The 21,958-nt window shown below is 49.3% G+C and carries 24 protein-coding genes; 9 read left to right on the plus strand and 15 right to left on the minus strand.

Annotated features, from left to right (window positions below; translation table 11 throughout):
• Positions 1-26 precede the first annotated feature (26 nt).
• The 6 genes from IPP66_00675 to IPP66_00700 form a co-directional block, all read right to left on the minus strand.
• Complete coding sequence (locus tag IPP66_00675; GenBank protein MBK9923778.1) at positions 27-941, minus strand: dienelactone hydrolase family protein; 915 nt, start codon at positions 939-941, stop codon at positions 27-29.
• Positions 942-1,011: 70 nt separating this feature from the next.
• Positions 1,012-1,425, minus strand: a complete 414-nt coding sequence (locus IPP66_00680) for a hypothetical protein (GenBank protein MBK9923779.1) — start codon at positions 1,423-1,425, stop codon at positions 1,012-1,014.
• A 105-nt stretch (positions 1,426-1,530) separates the two neighbouring features.
• Complete coding sequence (locus IPP66_00685) at positions 1,531-2,148, minus strand: sigma-70 family RNA polymerase sigma factor (GenBank protein MBK9923780.1); 618 nt, start codon at positions 2,146-2,148, stop codon at positions 1,531-1,533.
• Between the two features lie 152 nt (positions 2,149-2,300).
• A complete protein-coding gene (locus IPP66_00690) occupies positions 2,301-3,275 on the minus strand; it encodes a HAMP domain-containing histidine kinase (GenBank protein ID MBK9923781.1) in 975 nt (324 codons plus the stop codon).
• 9 nt (positions 3,276-3,284) lie between these two features.
• Positions 3,285-4,004 (minus strand): response regulator transcription factor, encoded by a 720-nt coding sequence (locus tag IPP66_00695; protein MBK9923782.1) that lies wholly within the window; start codon positions 4,002-4,004, stop codon positions 3,285-3,287.
• Between the two features lie 108 nt (positions 4,005-4,112).
• A complete protein-coding gene (locus IPP66_00700) occupies positions 4,113-6,644 on the minus strand; it encodes a hypothetical protein (GenBank protein ID MBK9923783.1) in 2,532 nt (843 codons plus the stop codon).
• A gap of 135 nt (positions 6,645-6,779) precedes the next feature.
• On the opposite strand from IPP66_00700, the gene dinB reads away from it, so the two are divergent.
• The 8 genes from dinB to IPP66_00740 all read left to right on the plus strand — a co-directional run bounded on the left by dinB (position 6,780) and on the right by IPP66_00740 (position 12,652).
• A complete protein-coding gene (gene dinB, locus IPP66_00705; GenBank protein MBK9923784.1) occupies positions 6,780-7,961 on the plus strand; it encodes a DNA polymerase IV in 1,182 nt (393 codons plus the stop codon).
• Between the two features lie 92 nt (positions 7,962-8,053).
• Positions 8,054-9,019, plus strand: a complete 966-nt coding sequence (locus IPP66_00710; GenBank protein MBK9923785.1) for a YafY family transcriptional regulator — start codon at positions 8,054-8,056, stop codon at positions 9,017-9,019.
• A gap of 31 nt (positions 9,020-9,050) precedes the next feature.
• A complete protein-coding gene (locus IPP66_00715) occupies positions 9,051-9,545 on the plus strand; it encodes a ClbS/DfsB family four-helix bundle protein (GenBank protein ID MBK9923786.1) in 495 nt (164 codons plus the stop codon).
• A 29-nt stretch (positions 9,546-9,574) separates the two neighbouring features.
• On the plus strand, positions 9,575-10,222 hold the full coding sequence (locus IPP66_00720) for a GyrI-like domain-containing protein (protein ID MBK9923787.1): 648 nt from the start codon (positions 9,575-9,577) through the stop codon (positions 10,220-10,222).
• 18 nt (positions 10,223-10,240) lie between these two features.
• Complete coding sequence (locus IPP66_00725; protein ID MBK9923788.1) at positions 10,241-10,897, plus strand: DUF4332 domain-containing protein; 657 nt, start codon at positions 10,241-10,243, stop codon at positions 10,895-10,897.
• A 283-nt stretch (positions 10,898-11,180) separates the two neighbouring features.
• Positions 11,181-11,825 (plus strand): GyrI-like domain-containing protein, encoded by a 645-nt coding sequence (locus IPP66_00730; GenBank protein MBK9923789.1) that lies wholly within the window; start codon positions 11,181-11,183, stop codon positions 11,823-11,825.
• An 84-nt stretch (positions 11,826-11,909) separates the two neighbouring features.
• Entirely contained in the window at positions 11,910-12,269 is a 360-nt protein-coding gene (locus tag IPP66_00735) for a hypothetical protein (GenBank protein MBK9923790.1), read from the plus strand.
• Positions 12,270-12,439: 170 nt separating this feature from the next.
• Positions 12,440-12,652 (plus strand): PspC domain-containing protein, encoded by a 213-nt coding sequence (locus IPP66_00740; GenBank protein ID MBK9923791.1) that lies wholly within the window; start codon positions 12,440-12,442, stop codon positions 12,650-12,652.
• Positions 12,653-12,744: 92 nt separating this feature from the next.
• On the opposite strand, the gene IPP66_00745 is transcribed toward IPP66_00740, so the two are convergent.
• From IPP66_00745 to IPP66_00785, 9 genes are all read right to left on the minus strand, one after another.
• Entirely contained in the window at positions 12,745-13,422 is a 678-nt protein-coding gene (locus tag IPP66_00745) for a DUF4367 domain-containing protein (GenBank protein MBK9923792.1), read from the minus strand.
• 80 nt (positions 13,423-13,502) lie between these two features.
• Entirely contained in the window at positions 13,503-14,039 is a 537-nt protein-coding gene (locus IPP66_00750; protein ID MBK9923793.1) for a sigma-70 family RNA polymerase sigma factor, read from the minus strand.
• Between the two features lie 520 nt (positions 14,040-14,559).
• Positions 14,560-15,468 carry an ABC transporter ATP-binding protein gene (locus IPP66_00755; GenBank protein MBK9923794.1) on the minus strand — a complete coding sequence of 303 codons (909 nt, stop codon included), beginning with the start codon at positions 15,466-15,468 and terminating at the stop codon, positions 14,560-14,562.
• Between the two features lie 86 nt (positions 15,469-15,554).
• The gene (locus IPP66_00760) at positions 15,555-15,989 is read right to left on the minus strand and encodes an SRPBCC family protein (protein ID MBK9923795.1); all 435 of its coding nucleotides are present in this window, start codon (positions 15,987-15,989) and stop codon (positions 15,555-15,557) included.
• 2 nt (positions 15,990-15,991) lie between these two features.
• On the minus strand, positions 15,992-16,984 hold the full coding sequence (locus tag IPP66_00765) for an ABC transporter ATP-binding protein (GenBank protein ID MBK9923796.1): 993 nt from the start codon (positions 16,982-16,984) through the stop codon (positions 15,992-15,994).
• Complete coding sequence (locus tag IPP66_00770) at positions 16,971-17,384, minus strand: four helix bundle protein (protein ID MBK9923797.1); 414 nt, start codon at positions 17,382-17,384, stop codon at positions 16,971-16,973. The genes IPP66_00765 and IPP66_00770 overlap by 14 nt, the downstream gene beginning before the upstream one ends.
• 53 nt (positions 17,385-17,437) lie before the next feature.
• Positions 17,438-18,784, minus strand: a complete 1,347-nt coding sequence (locus IPP66_00775) for an efflux RND transporter periplasmic adaptor subunit (protein ID MBK9923798.1) — start codon at positions 18,782-18,784, stop codon at positions 17,438-17,440.
• Between the two features lie 21 nt (positions 18,785-18,805).
• Positions 18,806-19,933 (minus strand): ABC transporter permease, encoded by a 1,128-nt coding sequence (locus IPP66_00780; protein ID MBK9923799.1) that lies wholly within the window; start codon positions 19,931-19,933, stop codon positions 18,806-18,808.
• Positions 19,930-20,538, minus strand: coding sequence for a TetR/AcrR family transcriptional regulator (locus IPP66_00785; GenBank protein ID MBK9923800.1), 609 nt, complete (start codon positions 20,536-20,538; stop codon positions 19,930-19,932). Before IPP66_00785 ends, IPP66_00780 begins: the two co-directional genes overlap by 4 nt.
• Before the next feature lie 133 nt (positions 20,539-20,671).
• Between IPP66_00785 and IPP66_00790 the strand changes: the two genes are divergently transcribed.
• Positions 20,672-21,958 (plus strand): MFS transporter, encoded by a 1,287-nt coding sequence (locus tag IPP66_00790; protein MBK9923801.1) that lies wholly within the window; start codon positions 20,672-20,674, stop codon positions 21,956-21,958.

Here is a 21,958-nt window from a genome sequence, read left to right on the forward strand (position 1 = left end):
TCTCGGAAGCCTTTTTGTAGGGAGGACTAATGCATATGGCTCGCCGTCCCAAAGGCGTGCTCATACACCAAAATGGCATAATATTTCCAGGCAAAGGGAGCGCGGTAATCCGCCGCGACGCTTGCACCGTTCAATGACGACCCGCTTTTGAGACTCTGTTCCAGGAACACGAGCATCTCATTCCACGCCTCCGCCTGCGCGCCGCCCGATTGGATCCCCTTGGCATCCTGCACAAATGCATGCGGCTGACCGTCATACACAGTGATCTGATTCGGAATGCCCGCCACATCCAGTCCTTTTTCGAAGGCGTCCACTTCGGTCAACGGAATGGACTGATCCGCGCCGCCGAAAATTCCCAGCACAGGACCCGGCAAATTCTTCAGCACAGCAGGATCGGTCTCGGATGAGCCGTAGAAGACCACCGTTGCCGCAAGTTTATTGTTATGCAGACTGTACAACAGGGATGCGCGTCCTCCGTAACAGAAGCCTGCCACACCCACCCGATCCTGAGCCACATCTGACTGCGACTCCAGCCACGTGTAGACCGAATCCAAATCCGCGTTGACAGCTTCGGGCTTGGTCGTGATCACCTGATAGATCGCGCGCGGAATCCATGCTGTGGTCGAACCGCGGAAGGTATCCGGCGCAACGACGAGATAGCCTTCCTGCGCGAGCAAGTCCGCCTTGCTGACGATGGATTCGTTCAAGCCGAAGAATTCGTGGATCATGATGACCGTGGGGAAAGGACCGTCTCCTTCAGGCTTCGCCACATAGGCACGGATATCCGGTCCGCCGTTCACACCGGGGATGGTGGTATTGGTCACTTGGGCAATGCGCCCGCCACCAACCAGCCCGTCCACGGCGATGGAGCCCGCCAGAAACAGCACAAAACCGCCAACCAAAACAAGAATACCCAATAAGACTCTTTTTACAATTTTCATTCGTTCCTCCGCACATGAGATGCGGAACTACGATCAGGTATTACTGCCAAATCCTATCCAATCCCAGCTTTTATGCCGCTTTCGGCTTCACCAACCTCGCTCCAATGATTGCGGCAAGGATCATCAATACCAACACAACCAGCCCGCCGCAAACACCAGAGACAGCGAACGCAGCGCCCAAGCCTTTCAACCCAACCTCTTCATTCGGATGAACCTCCTGTGAGCCGTCTTTATACGTGCAAGTCAATTCGGTGTAGTGACCGGTCCCGCCATTGGGGCTGGATGTAGTTGGTTGACCAAACCCGTAATCGTTATAAGAATAGTCTGTAGCATCGGGGCAAAGCACATAGGCTGTCAACTTATCGAACACGGGCGGCATCGCCGCGATCATCGCACCGCCAAACGGGACAAAGAACAGCAATGAGCTTCCTCCCACCAATAAAACAAGAAAAGCACCAATACAGGAACCGTGCCAGCGTTTCATGGGAATCTCCTAAACAATAAGATGGTTTGTATTTAAATTATAGCCATCAAAACAAAAACGCGTAGAAGCCAAAAGTTCTACGCGTTTTATCGTTCAAAGTATATATCATGAAACCGAGGGCATCATATCCATTTGGTAAAAGGCTGGTAACAAGCTTCGATATGAATGCATAGACTTTCGTATCTGCATTCGCGCGCGCGCAAGGCGACTCTTCACCGTCCCTACAGGCACATGCGCAACGTACGCGGCTTCCTCATATGACATGCCTTCCATATCCACAAGGATGACCATCAGACGATAATCCGGCATGAGGGATTTGATACACTGATGCAGTGCGCTTCGCAACTCAGATGCTTCGGCTCTTGCCTCTGGGCCTGTAGCTGGGTCCCGCATCCAATCCGGGGACTCCACCTCTTCCCCTTCGCTTGTGAATACCTCAAGCGGGGTTCCGCTGTGCCTTCTACCACGCCGTAATTCATCGTAACTGGCGTTGACGGTTACACGTGCAAGCCAGCTTTTGAAATTTCCACCACGGAATGACTGGATATGGCGAAACGCATGAATCATCGCTTCCTGCAAGGCATCCTGTGCAATGTCTTCATCGTGTACGATCCGTAAGGCAATGCGATACAACATATCTTGATGGTTCAACACGAGCGTATTGAACGCATCCATATCGCCGTGTTGTGCAGAATTAATCAATGAGTTCTGTGTAGGTTTCATACCCTAATCATATTCCCCCGCTGTTACAAGCCTGTCGCAGGGATGTTACAGTTCTGTAACATCCCTTAGAAGTTAAATTGTGAAAACATCCTTGATTCCCCTAATTTATGGAAAAACACGCCTATTTAATGCCATTTAGGGCATATTCACAGTTACCGTCTGGGCAACCTCAATGTAAAAACTGTCCCACGCGGGTCAATTTGACTGGAACGAACCCCAAGGCCACCACCATGCAAAGCGGCTATGCGATTTACCAATGCCAGCCCCAACCCACTCCCCTCTGTGCCACGTGCATTCGAGCCACGATACAACTCATCAAAAATGCTTCCCAGATCTTCAGGAGCAATGCCCGCTCCCGTATCTGCCACTTCAATGACAATGGATCGCCCATCTTCCAAGGCACGGACTTCAATCGAATCTTTATCTAAAGTGAACTTGAGTGCATTTTCAACAAGGTTATATACGGCCAATAGCAACAAATCACGGTCGCCGGTGATGGCAGGGAACGGTGAAGGAACTTTCGGTATCAACAAATTGATCTCACGTCCCTCATATGCCGGGTTGACACGTGCGGCTGTCACCACATCATCCAATAATTCAGGGACGTCCACCGCATACCGTTCGATGGCACGTTCCTCAAGTTCAGATAACTTACGCAGGTCTGTCAACAATCGGATAAGACGTTCGACAGCACGATTCGCATTCCCCACCGCACGTTGACGCTCCTCGTCCGTTTTCTCCTCTTTGAGGTTGACCAACGCGGCTCGCAAACCCGTAAGCGGATTCTTGATCTCATGGTCGAGTCTACGCATAAAGTTGCGACGGTTATCGCGCTGGTTTTGCAGGTAATCTGCATACATTGTCTGAGTGTGGGCAAGATGACGCCGGTCCCAATGGCGAATGAACATAATGAATAAGGTAATGCCCCATCCCAACAGGAATGCGACCAACCTTGAATTCCGAATGTTCATGCCAAAGACAATACCAGCAAACCCAAGGTCTACTGAGGCAAGGAAGGGAATGACAACCGGCAAAAGCAATCCCACAAGCAACATGAGAAGAAGTCCGACCCCAAGAGGGAGACCCACCCACCAGATCCATGACCGCCACTTTTTAAGAAAAGACATAACCCTATTTTAACCTTCTCCATGCACAGGTGCGATAAATCGATATCCCTCACCTGATATTGTTTCAATGAAACGTGGCTCGGCTGGGTCGTCATCCAACACTTTACGAAGTTCAGCTACACGAGTATCCACAGTGCGTGTACCAGCTGGATATTCCCATCCCCACACTACTTCAAGCAAGCGTTCACGCGTAACGGCCTCGTCAGGATGAGTCATCAAGTGTTCTAACACAGCCAGCGCTTTGGGAGTAAGCTCAAGTGACGTCCCTGCCAGCGTTGCCTTGCGTGCACGTCGGTCAAGGATAAGATCTTTGGCAGTGAGAAGCCACGCAGTAGTCAATGAGCGTTCACCAGGACGTGCCCTTCGCAATACAGCACGCACGCGCGCGAGAAGCTCGTGCGGGTCAAATGGCTTGTTGAGGTAATCGTCTGCGCCTTCTTCGAGGGCAAGCGCACGTTCGGAGGCCTCCCCCACTTGTGTGAGAAGTATGGTCGGGGTCCATATATTGGACTTTCGCAAACGGCGCAACGTCTCACGGCCGTCCATGCGAGGCATGAGCACATCGAGAATGATCAATTCAGGGTGATGTTTCTGCGCCTTATCAAGCGCGCTCAATCCATCGGACACCACCAAAACATGAAAGCCTGCGCGTTCCAGAAATGGTGCGAGGCTATCTGCAATGGTGGGATCGTCATCAGCGAGGAGGATGGTGGGTCTATCGAGGGACATAGTTACCACAAATTGGGCGGGGCAAACCCCGCCCCTACAACAATGCTAAGGGGAGAGAAAAGCCTGGTCGCACGGACCAGGCCTTTCGTCCAGAAATAAAGCGGGGCGTTAGCCCGTCCAATCAAAGGTTTTGATGATCGAGTCAAATATAGCGGACTCAGATGCCGTATCAAACACAGGCGGCGGGGTTTCGTAGTTGCCGGGGTTTGTCGAGTGTAAAACAAACGTGAGGCTGACGCAATTGTTATTCGCTACTGAGGAGTAGGCTACGAATTCATACAGGTTGCCAGCACCAACACCTGCACCCGTTTCCTTGAGGAATTGAATGTTGTTGATGGTGACATTTTCGGTGGCACTTACTTCACCACCAGTATCGGGTGATTTGCATGTGGCGGCGTTTTCGGTCACGGTGATGTCAACATATTTCTCACCGAGGTTGGTACCTGCAGTGACAATGGGTAAACCGATACGAGTATGAACATCGGTCTGGTCTGACAAAGAGGAACCGTTCGGGTATTTGACTTCGAAGCCATATTTTTCGCTAAAGTATTTTTGCCAGTCGGTGGCAGTGCTCGTATCGTTGGCGGTATTCCCTGTAGGTGCGGATGTGGTGGTACCACGATAGACACGCGGCCCCACCCAAAGGGCACGATCACCAGACGGTGAACCTGCGGCTAAAACCGTGAGGATGAATTTGACATCCTTGCCAGCCAACGGGCTCAGGTCAACATCCAAGTTGAACATGCTGCCTTCATATCGTTCGAGGAACGGACCCCAGAATGTTTTGATCGGGTCTGTGCCTGTTTGATAATCGAGGCGAAAGACAACGTAACAACTTGTTGCGCCCGATTCACAACCGATCGTGGATTGAAAGCGGTCGCCGTTCTGCACTTTGAAGGCAGGGTAGAAACCTTGAATGTATCCATCCTGTACGTTCTGCGGGAAGGTAAGCAAACCACCACGTGGATCATTCGAGACCGATTCAGTGTTGGGGTTCGGCAGTTTCAACACGAAGCCCTTTGCATCGTTATTCGTACCGGGGCACGGAAGTGCGGCCGCACCAGCTCCGCTATGCCAAGATGCGGCACAAGCATTGGCGAGGAAATCATAGGCAGTGTTTGCCAATGACGTTGGGGTTGCAGAGGGCGTGGCTGTGGGGCCACCCGGTGTTGATGTAGCAGCAGTTGATGTGGCAGTAGCTGTAGCAGGGCCAGGTGTGGCAGTGGCACCGCCGGTCACCTTGATATCTACCCACCAAGGTTTGTTTGCTTGCGCGCCAATGCCGAACAATGCACCGCTGGCGTTCTTGAACATCCAGTAACCTCGATAGGAGCCGGGAGCAGTCGGCGCGGTGAGGTTGACAGAGATCTCAACCGTCTCGCCGATGGCAACATTCTTGGTAAAGGCGGCTGAACTTGCTCCACCCATCTTTTCACCACTGAAGAAGACCAGTTGATACGAGGTGCTCCATGCACAGGAACCAACGTTCTTCATGCGCCATGTTTTTGTGAATTGTCCACCGGGTTGCACTACGGTTCCATCGGGGAAGTTCACATCCGCGACAAACTGAACCTTATCACAAGTTGAAGGAGGAACGGTAGCAGTGATAGGCGCCGGTGTCTTGCTCGGAGTTGCTGTGGAAGGCGTCCCTGTTGCAGTCGGCGGAGGAGGCACGATACCCTTACGGGAAATGATCGGGTTACCCCATAACGCACGGTCACCAGTCGGCGAACCATATGAGGAAATATACAGAATGAATTTAACTTCCTTGCCAGATAAAGGCGCGAGGCTGATATTGGCATTGTAAGTTAAACCTTCATATCGCTCACGGAATGTCCAGAAGGTCTTAATGGTATTACCGATCTTGTAATCGAGGCGGTAAGCAACATAACAGGAGGTTGCACCCGATTCACAACCGAGGGTGGTCTGGAAATAATCACCGGGGTCAACCTTATAAGCAGGATATTCCGCCTGAATGAATCCGTTCGTGATGTTCTGAGGGACAAAGAGCAAACCCGGTTTGGCAAGCTCAACACCACTCTCAAATTTTGGTTTGTCCTTCGACAAGGCAAAACCTTTGGCATCGCCATCCTTGCCGGGGAATGTTAAACCACCGGCACCACTGGACCAGGTAGCATCCTTGGCACTAGCAGTAAAGTCGTAGACAACACTGCCACCGGGATCTGAACCGGTCACATTGATATCCACCCACCATGCTTTGTTGGCAGCGGCACCGATACCAAAGAGAACACCTGAGGCGTTCTTGAACTTCCAATAGCCTCTGTAATGACCTGCCTTGGTGGGGGCGGTCATATCCACATTGATATCAATCGTTTGGCCGGGTTTAATTTCCGAAGGAAACTTAATGGAAGCAGGGGCACCCATTTGCTCGCCGGAGTCAAATACCAGCGAATAGGACGTAGTCCATGTGCAGGTGCCGATATTCTTGATGCGCCAGGTCTTTTTGAAGGTCGCACCGGGCTCATATTTCGCGCCGTCAGGCACTGTTACGTCGCTGACAAATTGCGCCTGGTCACAAACGGCGGCTGATGCACTCGAAGGCATTGCCAGCGCCGGAATAAGTGAAACCATCAGCGCGATCAACAACATTGTGGAAGTAATTTTCAATCTTGATTTCATATCAATCTCCTCTTCTCCATCCAATACAAACCAGACGTGCAAAACAAGTCGAAGGTTCCGTTCTAGAGAAGTATAACGTTTCTGCAACGTTTGTTCAATATCATCTTAATGACTCTTTTTCCTTATAATAGAAGCATGCCTCGCACCATTCTGCACCTCGATCTCGATGCTTTTTTCTGCGCTGTGGAGGAAACTCGCAACCCTGAGCTACGCGGCAAGGCCTTTGCCGTCGGCGGACAACCCAACGAGCGTGGCGTGGTCGCCTCATGCTCTTACGCCGCACGCAAAATGGGCGTCCGCAGTGCCATGCCGATGAGCCGCGCGGTCCGTCTCTGCCCGGGGCTGATCATCGTTTCTTCGCATCACCGCATCTATGGCGAGGTCTCGCGGCAGGTGATGGAAATTCTCCACAATACGACTGGACTCGTGGAACAGATTTCCATCGACGAGGCTTTTCTAGACATCTCAGATATTCAGGATGACCCGGAACGCGTCGCCCGTGGACTTCAGGCCCGTATCCGGTCCGAATTGCATTTACCCAGCTCGATTGGAATCGCATCCAACAAACTCGTGGCAAAGATCGCTACCGAGGTCGGCAAAGCCGCCGCATTACAGCGAATCAAAGCTCAAGGCTTGGTCGAGCCTCCGAATGCTGTGACAGTTGTCCCGTATGGAGAAGAGGCGGCTTTTATGTCCCCATTACCTGCGGACATGTTGTGGGGAGTCGGCCCGAAAACTTTTCAGCGTCTGAACGATCTGGGAATCCACACCATTGGCGACATTGCGAAATGGCCTGAGAGTGAGTTGGCGAGGTTGTTCGGTGAGAATGGGCGTGACCTTTCGCGCCATGCCAAGGGAATCGACAACCGCACCATCGTGACAGAGCATGAGACGAAATCCATCAGTCAGGAAGTGACGTTCTCTGTGGACGTGCGCGATGACAAGATATTGCAAAAGACGATCCGTGAACAATCGGCCAGCGTGGCATCGCAATTGAGAAAGCAGGAACTGGCAGGCTCGACGATCAAGTTGAAGCTTCGTTGGCCCGATTTCACAACGATAACGCGGCAAACAACACTTGGACATCGCACCGACCAAGAAGACGAAATCACAAAAGCCGCATTGGAGTTGATGAATTCTGTGCGCAAGCCGAATCAAGCTGTGCGTTTGATCGGTGTTGGTGTAAGTGGACTCGGACAGCCGGTCCGCCAGTTGGGATTATGGGATATAGGAGGAGAAAGGTCACGCAAGTTGCAGGATGTGCTGGATGAACTGCAAGAGAAATATGGAAAGGATGTGATCAAGCGGGGCAAGTGAATTAAGACATTCAGAAGATATGACAAATTGCGAACCGCATATATGCCATAATTTGACATATATGCGGTTTATATTTTGAAAGGATTTGACACATGACGAACACCGCCACACGACTAATCACGCTGATCTTCCTTCTGCAAAATCAACCCAACCAGAAGGCATCTGAGCTGGCCAAGAAGCTCGGCGTTTCATTACGCACGGTCCATCGCTATTTTGAAATGCTCAATGAGATGGGAATTCCGCTCTATTCGGAGCGCGGACCTTATGGCGGCTTCTCACTGGTACGCGGATACAAAATGCCGCCTCTGGTCTTCACCCTCGAAGAGGCTGTCTCTATTGTGCTAGGCACCGGCATGGTGGAAGAGTTGTGGGGTGATCTATATCGTGAAGCCGCACGTGGGGCGCTGGCAAAACTGGAAAACCTGCTCCCTGAAGAACAAGCTCGCGAGGTGGCATGGGCTCGCGGATCTTTGGTTACCACCGGAATGAACCGTGCGGACTTGAAGGCATTAACTCCTGTGCTGGAAAAACTACGTCGTGCCATTCGCGAACATCGAAGTGCGAACATGAACTATCAGAGCCAGAGTAGCCAGATCCCTCACCCGTCTCAACGCGGACTCGACCCGTATGCGCTTGTCCATCGTTGGGGCTGGTGGTACGTGATCGGTTTTTGTCATGTGCATAAAGAAGTCCGCACCTTTCGTGTGGATCGCATTTTGGAGGTGGCACTCACAGATAAAACTTTCAACCAATTGGAATGCTTCGATCTACAAACCTACATGCAGAGCGAATTCCAGACACAGCCACAAGTCACTGCCCGCCTTCGCTTTGAAGCAGAGTTCACCAGTCTTGTCTCTGGAAATTACTCCTACTGGGAAAATGTTGAGAAAAAACAGGATGGGTCGGTGGAGGTCACATTCTCCGCGCCAACGCTTGAATGGGCGGCAAGTACAGCGCTGGCCTACGGCCCCGCAGTGGAGGTACTGGAACCTCCCGAGTTACGCATCATGGTCGCAGAATGGATCGAGGCGGCCGCACAAAAATATAAGAGGCAATGAAAGTCATCGTCATCCCATTACGGAGAACATTATGCCAAAACCAACAACTAAAGACCAAATCCTCGAAGATGCAAACAAAGAAAGAGAAGCGCTGGAAGCGTTGCTGGCAACGCTGACACCTGAGGAAATAACAAAGCCCGGTAGGATCGGTGAGTGGGCGATCAAAGATGTACTCTCCCATTTGATAGAGTGGGAAGGAATGGTCGTCAAATGGTATGAGGCGGGCGTGAAAGGCAAGACACCTGCCATCCCATCGGAGGAATATAACTGGACACAGTTACCGCAACTCAACCATGCCATCTTTCTCAAATACCGCAATAAAAGTCTTGTGGATGTTCAAAAGGACTTCAAGGCTTCATACAAAAAGATCATGAAGACTATTCAGACCATCCCAGAAAAGGAGCTCTTCACACGCAAGCACTATGCATGGACAAACAACAACCTGCTGGCGGCATACTTAGTCTCAGCCACAAGCAGTCACTACCGCTGGGCGCGAACAGTGATCAAAAAATCCAAAAAGAAATAAGAACACAATCAAGTATACGGAGAACCTGTATGAAAACACTCGATCTCAAAAAACAATTCAAGCATCTCTATCAACCTTCTGCAAAGAAACCCGTCATCTTGCAGGTACCTACATTTCAATTTGCTATGATCGATGGTGCAATCGAAAAGGGAAAGGAACCCGGCAACTCACCAGGCTTTGCAGATGCGGCGCAAGCTTTGTACAGCATGTCATACACTTTGAAATTCACCTTGAAAAAACGGAAGACAAATCCCATTGACTATCCTGTGATGCCACTCGAGGGCTTGTGGTGGGTGGAGGATGGTAACTTCAACATCAACGTCAAGGACAATTATGTTTACACACTGATGATCCTACAGCCCGATGTCATCACACACGAGTTATTCGAGGAAACGCGCGAACAGGTTCGTAAGAAGAAAGGTGATTTTCCATCGCTATCCAAAGTGCGGCTGGCGGACTTTGATGAAGGGATGTGTGTGCAAATGATGCACATCGGTCCATATGCAACCGAGCCTGCTACAGTAGATGTCATGCAAGCTCACGCTCTCGAGCATGGATACCGTGATAACGTGGGGCCGAACGGCAAGCATCATGAGATCTATATCGGGAATCCGCTTAAAGCCGCTCTCGAAAAATTGAAGACCGTGGTGCGACATCCCATTATCAAGATTGGTTGAATCAACAAAGGAACATAAATGGCATATCACATCGACGCAGAGAAAATCAGTCTCGCCGATCTGCAAAAACGGATCGAAGCAACTGATCTTGTTCCGAGCCGCACCTCCCTTCTAGATGGGCTAGGACAAAATATGAAGGTACTTGAAAAGCAAGGTGTCACCACGCTTGCCCATCTCCGCAACGAACTAAAAACATCCAGACGATTGGAAACATTAGCAAAGACAACAGGGATCGAGACCCAATATCTCACACTACTAAGACGAGAAATTGAGGGCTGGTTTCCAAAACCGTTCCCATTAAAAGATTTCGACTGGATACCTAAAAGCGAAGTCGCGAAACTTGAACGTCATGGCATCCGCAATGCTGCTGATTTATATGAGGCAGCCAACAGTAAGATCAAAAGAACCACGCTTGCGAAGTCAACAGGTGCGGACATAGTCATTCTTGAAACACTCGTCCAACTGACCGATCTGACCAGGGTGCAGTGGGTCAGTCCAACCACAGCAAGGATGTTACTTGAAACTGGCTGTAACAGTGCGGCCAGATTAGCAAAGATGAACGCCGATGAGTTATGTGAAGCGCTTGTGAATGTCAACGCTGGGAACAGGTTCTTCAAGGGCAAGATCGGTCTCAGAGATGTAAAGAGGCTCATCCATGCCGCAAGTTATGTTTGAGGAAAAGAAACGATATGTTCTCACAATGCGGTCATATACTGGAAAAGGTATAATATCTCCATACTCGTAATAGCCCATCTATTATTAGCGACATCAAGAAATCCGTCCGTCAACTGAAATAGCGGGATATGAACAGTTAAATGTCATACAAATTACAAGATACTTCAGATGAACTGCGCGAAACATAAGGGATGAAAATTATCTATCGCGTTAAATCTGAATGACATTCATCACTGGAACAACAAAAAAGCAGGTTCTATACTAAACCTATTAAGGAGACTTCATGGAAGTCCTAGACCTGAAGAAAGAATACAAATATCTCTATAATCCTTCAGCAGAGAAAGCTGAGATTGTGAAAGTGCCAAAATTGCAATTTGCAATGATCGATGGCGCGATCGAACGGGGAAAAGAACCCGGAAATTCTCCCTCCTTTGCAAAAGCCAGCGAGGCATTGTATAGCCTTTCGTATACCATCAAGTTTTTGATGAAAAAACGCCAAACAAACCCTGTTGATTACCCTGTGATGTCACTTGAAGGGCTTTGGTGGGTGGAGGATGGTTTCTTCGATGTTACAGTCAAAGATAATTGGTTTTACAGATTGATGATCTTACAGCCTGATGTGGTAACAAAAGATGTTTTTGCAGAAGGGCTGGATGAGGTCCGCAAGAAATTAGGTGATTCTCCTCTCCTCTCTCAATTACGGCTTGTCTATTTTGAGGAGGGAATATGTGTGCAGTCCATGCATATCGGGCCATACGCTACAGAACCAGTCACTATCGAACGAATGCATGCCTTGGCGCTGGAAAACGGCTACCGTAACCGTAAGGGGGCAAAAGGCAAGCATCACGAGATATATCTCAGTGACCCACGGAAATCTGAACCCGGAAAACTAAAAACCGTCCTGAGACATCCGCTGGAAAAAATATAGAGAGTAGGTAGGGGAAATCAGTAAAACAGGTTACAGGCATCGCCTGTCTATTTGTTTATCGTATTTACCTGTATACTTTCTATTATGAACTGTTACTACCACCCCGATATACCCGCCATTGGACTCTGCAAACACTGTCAACGTGGACTATGCTCCCAGTGCGCCGCGCTTGTAGACGATTCGCTTGCTTGCAAGGATCGGCACGAGGAACAAGTAACTGCCTTGGGGCAAATGACGAAACAAAACATTCTGAAATCCAAACGCGCGGGCTCGGACTATATTCGGAACACAATCTTCTATGGGATCGTTGGGGTCTTATTCACGCTCTTCGGTGCATCTCAACTCAAGTGGCTGGGATTACAAGCAATTGTGTATTTGATCATCGGGCTGGCTTTGCTTTGGGCGGCACTGGCGAATTATCTGGAGAGCAGGAAATATAAGTAAAGCCCACAGCCCCACCCGCCCTATCGGGCACATCCCCAAATACGACAATAAGAAGCCAGTTGACAACCAGAATTACCCTGTCGTATTTGGGGAGGGCTGGGGAGGGGTCTGCAACCTCTTTCAAAACTCTGCGTATGTCTCCCTAGACATCATTGAAAGGAGTAGCAAACATGAATACCAACTATAAACAATTGACCCGCAGTACATCCAATCGCATGCTCGCAGGTGTGTGCGCAGGCTTGGGCGATTACTTTGGCATCGACCCGACCATCGTTCGCTTGTTAACCGTTTTAGCTTTCTTCACAGGCTTCGGCGGGATTGCATTGGTTTATCTGGTCATGGCGATCGTTGTCCCTGAGCAGACCAATGCACAGCCACAGTAACTAAAAAGACCAGGTTTTAGATGCCTGGTCTTTTTATATAAGAGTGGATGTTAATTCAACTTTCACATCCACTCTTTCTCAGCACTTTACATCTATTGTTTTAAAGATTCTGCCAACTCAAGCACTTCAGCTAGTGACAAGCGGTTTGACTGAATGGACAGAACGTATTCTCCATTTTGCCATAGGAGCATGTCAATCTCATCAACGGCATTCCCAACTTGTGAGGGAAAATCCTCAATCCAGACTCCAGCTGTCCCGTTGATGGAGACGTCGGTGATCCTTTGACCGCCCATCGCAAGGTCCTGCTCCCGACCATCAAAAAGATTTGTATGCAGGGAAATGTATCCGCCATTGTCAGCACGGTAGGTGACAAATATTCCCATACCGTAAGGGACCTGGTCATCGTCCAGGTATTCAGCGGCAACAACGTCATCAAGAGCGTATCCTTCCGGGAGATCGTTAGAAAGAAAGGGAAGGAAACCTGCCTGAGAGATCGCCACATCCATTGGTGATAACGTATCAGAAGTGGGTGAGATCGGTGTTGCTGTTGCCTGCACAAGCGCTGCTTTTTCAGGCGAAGGTGGAGCAATAAGAACTGGTTCCCCAACAGGACGTTCGCTAATATTGAGGATGCCGATCTGTCTTAGAAAGTCTGCGGCAAGCACCCGCGCTGTCGGAGAAGCGATCAGGGTGACCGTCAGAGCGAGAACGAGGATGGTGAAAGCATAAGCGAACCGGTTACGCAAAAAAGCGTCTGATTTTGTAAACATGGGCTTTGAAATCCTTTGATAAAGTTCCACCGCAAATTTCCTGCGAGGAGACTTTTGGAATTTGTAGAGAAAATCGTCGTTCATGAATGAACCTCCCACTCGGAGCGTAATAACTGGACAACACGATGAAGGATCACGCCGACATTTGATTCGGTCATCCCAGTGAGACTCGCGATGGTGCGGTTGGTGAGACCTGCACCGTATTTGAGAGCCACCAACTCTCGGTCACGGTCTGCAAGCTGGGAGAGAAGAACGGACAAACGGGAAAGCTCGTCCCTGTGTTGTGTCGCATCTTCTGTATTTTCTTCGGCTGGGATATGAATGAAATCCTCCAGCGGAGCATTGGAGCGTTGTCTGCGATAGTAGTCGACAGCCACCCGCTGAGCGATGGTAAAAAGCCAGGTAGAGAAGGCCGACAGGTCGCGTTTGTAGCTGTTGCGGTTTCGCCATGCCTTCTCAAAGGTATCGGCTGTCAGGTCTTCGGCAATGGAATCGTCGCCAAATCGATAACGGAAGAAGTTGTAGATTCGCGGAAGTTCCTGTTGATACACTTCCTCGAAATCTGCTTCCTTTGCAGGCGCTCCAAGCCAGGTTGTAAAGCGGGATTTTGTCATCATTAATAAATTATACGGAGCAGGAGAAAAAGTATTACAAGCAATTGCCCCGATTCTGTCCCCAAACAAACCAATGTCCAGCCGCAGTAATTGAAAAGACCAGGTTGAGAAGCCTGGTCTTTGTTTTGGTACATGTATAATTTCTAGCAATGAACAGAACCATTTTCCTTTTTATCAAGAATGTAAATCTAATATTTATTTTGCTTATTATTGCAGGGCTATTTCTGGTCAACAAGGAAAGCAGTTTGTACTTTGGTTTGGAAATATATTTGGTGCAGATGTGGCACTTCAAAGTACAGCTATTATTTGGTGCCCCGATTTGTTTCTCCACTTCTTAAGCATTTTCGCTACATCTTCCGAAGACATACCAATTTGGAATGAGATCAAGCCTTTCAAGAAAATCAGGCTTTCTATAACTGCCTTGTTTTTCCTGTTGATGGGAATAGCATCTATTTATTCGGGCATGTCTAAACTGATCGCGTAATCTTGGATGAAAAGCGATTTGCTAAATTCAGCAGTTAATCTACCTCGCCAACGAAATAAACACATCTTCCAGAGTCGGTTCACCGACAACGATATCTTTCACATTTACATTCCTTGCATTCAATGCCTTCAGCAAAACTTCTTTCTTCAATCCTTTTTCAGCAATCGTTCGCAAATGATCACCAGCCAGGCCCACTCTTAATACACCTTCAATTTCAGGCAACACCATCAAGCCTTGCTCCAACGGCTCGGCATAGACTTCCCATACGTCGCCGGGGATGATGTCTCGTTTCAGATTGGAGGGCGTATCCATGGCAAGTAGTTTCCCATCGCGCATGATACCAACGCGTTCGCAGTATTCGGCTTCGTCCATGTAGTGCGTGGTGACAAGGATCGTCACACCTTTATCGGCAAGTTCGTAGATCAAATCCCAGAAGGCACGGCGGGCGGTAGGATCAACTCCAGAAGTCGGTTCATCGAGGAACAATAACTTTGGCTCATGCACCACCGCACTGCCCAACGCAAGCCTCTGACGCCAGCCTGCGGAAAGGGAACGTGTCAGCGTGGACTCATGTCCATTGAGGCCGACCAGCTCAAGGGTACGGTTGATGCGCGCTTTGTCTGTGATCCCATATACGCCACCGTAAAATGTCAAATTTTCCAGCGTGGTCAAATCATCATAGATCGCAAACTTCTGTGACATGTATCCAACGCGTTTACGAACTTCCTCGCTTTGCCTGAACGCGTCAAAGCCCAGCACAGTCGCTTCGCCTTCAGTAGGTTCCAACAAACCGAGCAACATGCGGATCGTAGTGGTCTTGCCCGAACCGTTTGGTCCAAGATACCCAACCACCTCCCCTTCGTTCACTTCGAAGTTGATGTGATCAACCGCAACGAAATCACCGAAGCGGCGCGTGAGATTATCAACATAAATAACAGGCAGGCTCATAATTTACCTTTATAAAAATTCTTTACCACAAAGGACTCTAAGTTTTTTATTCCTTCGTGACCGTTATGTCTCTGGTGTTTAATAAACTATCCTTTTTCCAACACCGACTTTAGACGCGCGAGATTTTCTTCCATCATCGATTTCACGCGGCCCTGCATCACACCTTCAGCCAATTTGAAAACACCAGCAGGGTTGCCTTGTGCATTGAGATTCAATTTTGTACCAGTGCCCACGGTTTTGAAAGTCAAAGTTACATTCACTTGCATTGGTCCCGCGTTCATTTGAAAACCATATTTGGAATCGGGCTCGAACGCAACAACCTGCATCTCCCCTTCGATGCGCCGTCCCATCATTTCGCCAACATTCTTGAACTTGGTGCCCATGCCTACTGCGCCAGGTGTGATCTGCTCCATGCTGACCACCATAGAATTCCATTTCACCATGTTATTCGGATTCGTAACAAACGCAAAAACATCTTTCACAGGTCTATCGATCAAAATTCCAAGGTCAAGGTTGATCATACTCAAGCTCCTTTATGTTCATATTCATGATCGGACAACGCGATGAAAACATCTTCAAGGACAGGCGGCACGATACGGAGTTCATCCACGCGACCTCCCTCGCTTCCAATCTGGACCTTCAGCCTGCTCAAAACATCTTGAGCCTTTCCTTCGCTGACACGGATATGCAATCGATCTCCGAACGCTTGAACATCTTCCACATCCACATCCTTGTGCGCCGCATGACGAAGGACATTGATCGGTGAGCCGCGCAACGCAAGGATGCGATCGTTCAATAAGGAGCGCAAATTGGACGGCGTATCTTCCGCGATGATCTTTCCTTCCTTCATGAAACCCACACGATGACAACGTGAGGCTTCGTCCATGTATGGCGTGGAGATGATGACACTGACGCCTTCGCCTTGTGTAGAAAGGCGAATCACCAATTGCCAAAAATCCTGACGGGTCACAGGGTCTACACCCGTGGTAGGTTCATCGAGGAGCAACACCTTCGGGCGTGTGACAAGCGCAGAGGCAAGACCCAGCTTTTGTTTCATACCACCAGAGAGCTGACCTGCGCGACGATCTTTGAACTTATCAAGCCCGACAAATTCCAGAATCTCCAATGAACGCGGAAGCCACTCATCAGGTTTGAGTCCACGCACCTCGGCGAAGAAACGGATATTCTCCAAAACCGTTAAGTCTTCATACATCGAGAATCTTTGCGATAGGTACCCAAACTGAGAACGTGCATTTTCGGTTTGTTTTTCGATGTCATATCCGCAGATATTCACCTGACCCGAATCCGCTTTGAGGGCACCGACGAGCAGACGCATGGTAGTCGTCTTCCCTGCCCCATCGGCACCGACGAGTCCATAGATCTCGCCTGCGGCGATCTCGAGGGAGACACCGTCCACGGCATGGGTACTGCCGAAGGATTTTTTGAGGTTGGTCGCATTCACCAACAGTGTTGGAACGTTGGAACGTTCAAACGTTGAAACGTTATTTAAACTCATATTCTGAACCTTCTTCACGGACACGTCGTGCTTGAGGATGCGTCTCGAGATAATCCATAAAACGAGCAATCTGACGGGAAGATTTATCAGCTAGATCGAACACTTTGTTGAATTGATCTTGATCCAAGTATTTCAAGTCCAGAGCAATGTACAACTGACAACGAACTTCACCTGCAGAAGCTTTTGAACGTCCTAAATATTCAAGAAATTGCGCTTGTGTACGGCTCTCAAAACCTTCGGCAATATTACTCATAACTGAAACAGATGCCCGTTGGATTTGGTTTCTTAATCCAAAATCCTTCGCAAATTGACCTTGCTCTGTGAGCGCATACACCATCCGAGTTAATTCTCTCGAAGTCTTCCAAGCTTCAATATCTTCAAATCGCGAGATCGTAGGCATAAGTCTCCTTCATGACAACGTTCCAAACGTGTAAACGTTTTAACGTGTGTACGTTATTTGAACACCACATCTGCGGGCATGCCGATCTTGAGTTTGCCTTCCAAGTCCGTTACTTTTAATTTGATGGCGTAGACGGTTGAACTGCGTCCTTCCACGGTTTGGACATTGCGCGGGGTGAATTCAGCCTGATCTGCCATGTGAACAACTTCAGCATCGAAGGTTTCGCCTGCGAAAGAGTCAACAGTTACAGTGGCCTTCTGTCCGAGCGAGATGTTGCCGTATTGGTCTTCAGGAACATAGACGGTGATGGTCAACTCGTTGAGGTTTGCCATTGTGAAGGCAACGGCACCAGGCTGAACGAATTCACCGGGCTCCGCATTGCGGGCGAGGATGACACCATCCATCGGAGCGTTGACGGCAAGCTTGGTCAATTGTGTCTCAACAGTATTCAACCTCGATTGTGCAGAAGCGACATTGGTCTTTGCCTGTGCAAGTGCGGCAGTTGCCTGCTCCACGGCTTTGGCGGCGGCTTGTACTTGAGGAGAGTCCGCGCCTGTTTGCAGGGCACGCAGATTGTCCACAGCGAGGTCATAGGCTTCTTGCGCAACAATGGCATCTGCACGAGCAGTCAGAACATCTGTCGCGCCATCGGTTGTGAGAGCATCGTCGTAATCTTTTTGCGCGTCTTCAAGGTCTATCTCTGCTTCATCGAGAGTGATCTGTGCGGCATCACGCAAATCCTGGCTGTCCGAGGCTCCATTGGTGGAGTCAAATACATCCTGCGCGTTTTGGAACGCAATGCGCATTTGGATAAGCTTCGTTTCAATGGCAAGGAAATCGGAACTACCCGCCCGTTGGTTGGTCTCATCCAATTTTTTCATGGCAGTATCAAGGGCGGCTTTCTTCACATCTACTTCAGCCTGAGCGGCCTTGATACGTTCTTCCTTGGAAAAATACCAAACGGGTTGATCGAATTGCGTTGGCTTCGAGTCCTTCCAAATCGTGAGGCGTGTGTCCTTTTCCTGCGCGAGAGCGTTGGAGAGGGTCAGGTCATATTGCAGTTGGGCAGATTCCAATGCGACCTCAGCGGTTTGAACGGCGGCGTTAGCAGAATCCAGCGCGGATTGGGCAGTCTGTTTTTCGGACTGAAGCAGATTATCGTCCAGATGAAGAAGCGGGGCACCCGTTGTAACGGGCTGTCCTTCGGTGGCAAGGACTTCTGTCACTTTGCCAGCCATCTCCGGTGAGACGTTTACAACAACCGATTCAATGGTACCGGAAGCGCTGAGTTGTCCATTATTTACCGGGTTCAGCGAACGATACCCGTAATACCCAATTGCTGAAAGCACAAGCAATAAGACAACAATACGAACGGGAAGAGGGGGGAAATTGTTTTTCATCGTTAACTCCTATAAGAGAATTTAATCCAAACGTTTGCGGAAGCGCGCAGAGGCCGCTCCCATGATGACGATTGCAAAGATCACCAATGCGATGATCTCATTTTGCAATGCCGCCGCGCCAACGCCCTTGAGCAATAAGGCGCGAATGATCACAAGGAAGTATCGAAGCGGAATGATCGCTGACACCCACTGAAGGAACTCGGGCATGGCTTCGATAGGGAAGAAAAAGCCAGAGAGGAAGATGGTCGGTAACATGGTGACCATGACTGTGATAAAGGCTTCTTGTTGGGTATTGGCGACGGTGGATGCGAACAAACCAATGCCGAGGCTTGAAATGATGAACAATCCTGAAAGCGCAAAGACAAGACCAATGTCGCCACGGATGGGAACCTTGAACCACCAATGACCAATGATCAGGATCTCAAGCGTGTCGATGAATGCAAGGATGGTGTAGGGCAAAAGTTTGCCCAAGACCAATTCCCATGAACGGATGGGGGTTACGATCAATTGCTCAATAGTGCCACGTTCGCGTTCACGTACGATGGAAGAGGCGGTCAACAAGGCGGTTATGAAATACAAGATCATGCCGATCACGCCCGGGACGTTGAAGTAAGCCTGAATGAGATCGGGGTTGTACCAAACCTGCGTGCGCACCTCGAGAGGTGGGTTGAAGGAGGATGGTCTACCTGTCAGTGCGGCTTGTTCGGTCAACACTTTTGTGGCATAGGATTGCCCGATCAATTTTGCTGTGGAGAGTGCAGTCCCGCCAACAGTTGCATCAGAGCCATCCAAGACAAGCGAAACCTGTGCTTTGCCTTCGATGAGGCGTTGTTCGTAATCTGGCGGGATGATGAGTGCGGCGCGGATATTGCCCGACTCGATCAAGTTCTTGTATTCATCTGCCGAATACACGGCATAATCAATACTGAAATAATTCGCGGCACGGAAGGCATCCAACAACGCGCGGGATTGAGTAGACTGACTCTGGTCCCAAACCGCGATGGAGATGTTCTTCACATCCGTGGTCGCCGCATACCCAAGCAGGAACAACTGCATGATCGGCATGAGGATGATCAGGATCAGCGTGCGCGGGTCACGAAAGATTTGGATAAACTCTTTTCGAATAATGGACATTAAACGTGAACTCATACAGACTCCTTGAGAATGCCATGCAAGAAAATATCAATATAAGCATCGGCAGGGTTTTTAGGCATCAATTTATCGAGTATCGAACCAGACATCAACATGCCAGTAAGAAAATAAGAAAGGATCAGGCCAAAAAAGGAACGCATCAACATCGCCGGGTTGGCAATACGCAAGTCTTTCCTTGATTTGACCAACCGCTGAAACACGGGCAAAATTTCAGGGGCGATCATTTTGAGTAGCGAAGCGCCATGTTTACCTTCGAACTCAACCATCTCGATCAACATTAATTTCATGTAGTAAGGTTCTCTACTTAACTCTTTGAGAGCAACCTGCATGGCATGTTCCAAAAACACTTCAAGATCATCAGTTTGGGTCTCAAGAACGATCGGCAGAATCCTTCTATAGGGATGTTTGTCAATAATGATGGCTTCGAATATCTCTTCCTTGCTCTTGAAATGGTTATAGATCCCACCCAAGGCCAAGTCAGCCTTGTCAGCGATTTGCCGCATGGATGTGGCGTGGTATCCCTGGGTCATGTAAAGCTCCAGGGCGGCATCTTCAATCGCCAGACGTGTAACTTCTCCCTTTTTAACTTTCTCTTTTGGCATTTTTTGTCTCCAAGAAATGAACGAACGTTCGTATTTATTTTACACAAATACGATTAGCTGTCAAGAGGAAAAAACTGTTCAACCACCTTAGAAAATGCAGTGCGAAAATGAAACGGTAGAGTAAAATCTCCCCATGCTCCCACTCTCAAAAGTTGAACAATTCGGACGCAAACATTTACGTTTTAATGTCACTGCGGGATTCATAGACGCCGGTATGTTCGGCATCGCCCTCGGCTTCGCGTCCTTCGGGACAATCTTGCCGCTCTTCGTCGCCTCGATGACTGATTCAGCGACACTGATCGGTCTTGTCCCTGCTATCCATTCAGCGGGATGGCTCCTGCCACAGCTATTCACAGCAAGCCACACATCACGATTGCGTCGATATAAACGCACAGTCTTGTTGAACACCATTAATGAACGCATTCCATTTTTAGGGTTTGCCATCGTGGCACTTCTACTTCCCAAGATCGGTTTGCAAGCTGGCTTGATCCTCACCTTCCTGCTCCTCACCTGGCAGGGACTCGGAGGCGGATTCACCGCCAACGCCTGGACAAGCATGATCTCGAAGATCATCCCCTCTGAATATCGCGGCACGTTCTTTGGCACACAAGCCGCCGTAGCCAATCTGTTCATCAGTGGCGCGGCCATTGGCGCGGGCTATCTTCTCAATTGGTATGACTCACCCATCAACTTTGCGATCTGTTTCTTTATCGCGGCTGTGTTCTTTGGTCTCTCATGGGGCGCCCTCGCATTCACACGCGAACCAACTGACAACGAGAAAGTCATTGATGAACATCCTACACCTTTCTGGCAAGGTGCCAGCAGAATCATCAAACGTGATACCAATTTCAATTGGTTCCTGATCGCGCGCACGCTTTCGCAATTTGCCACGATGGGCTTTGCGTTCTATATCGTCTATGCCCTGCGCCGCTTTGACATGGATGAAGTCACTGCGGGTTTTCTCACTGCTTCCGTCACCATCGCACAAACGGTCGCTAACGCAGGCATGGGCTGGCTCGGCGACAAGTTCGGACATCGTTCCATGTTGATCCTCGGCGCGGTTGCAGCGGCGTTGAGTTCCTTCCTTGCATGGTATGCGCCTTCGCTCTCATGGTTCTTCCCCATCTTCATCCTTTCAGGTTTTGCGAACGTATCCATCTGGACGAACGGCATGACAATGGCAACCACATTCAGCGGTGAAAAGGAACGTCCATTTTATATTGGCCTTGCGCAAACACTCACCGCGCCCGCCACAATGATCGCTCCCATCATCGGCGGATGGATCGCAGATACACAAGGTTTCAAGATAACCTTTGCGACATCAACGGTCCTTTCCATCATCATGCTGGGGATATTGGTACTCATAATCAAAGAGCCGCAACCTCAAGTTACAGATCTTCCACAAACAGAACAGGTATAA

It is taken from the genome of Candidatus Defluviilinea proxima (assembly GCA_016721115.1).
Classification (GTDB): Bacteria; Chloroflexota; Anaerolineae; order Anaerolineales; family Villigracilaceae; genus Defluviilinea; species Defluviilinea proxima.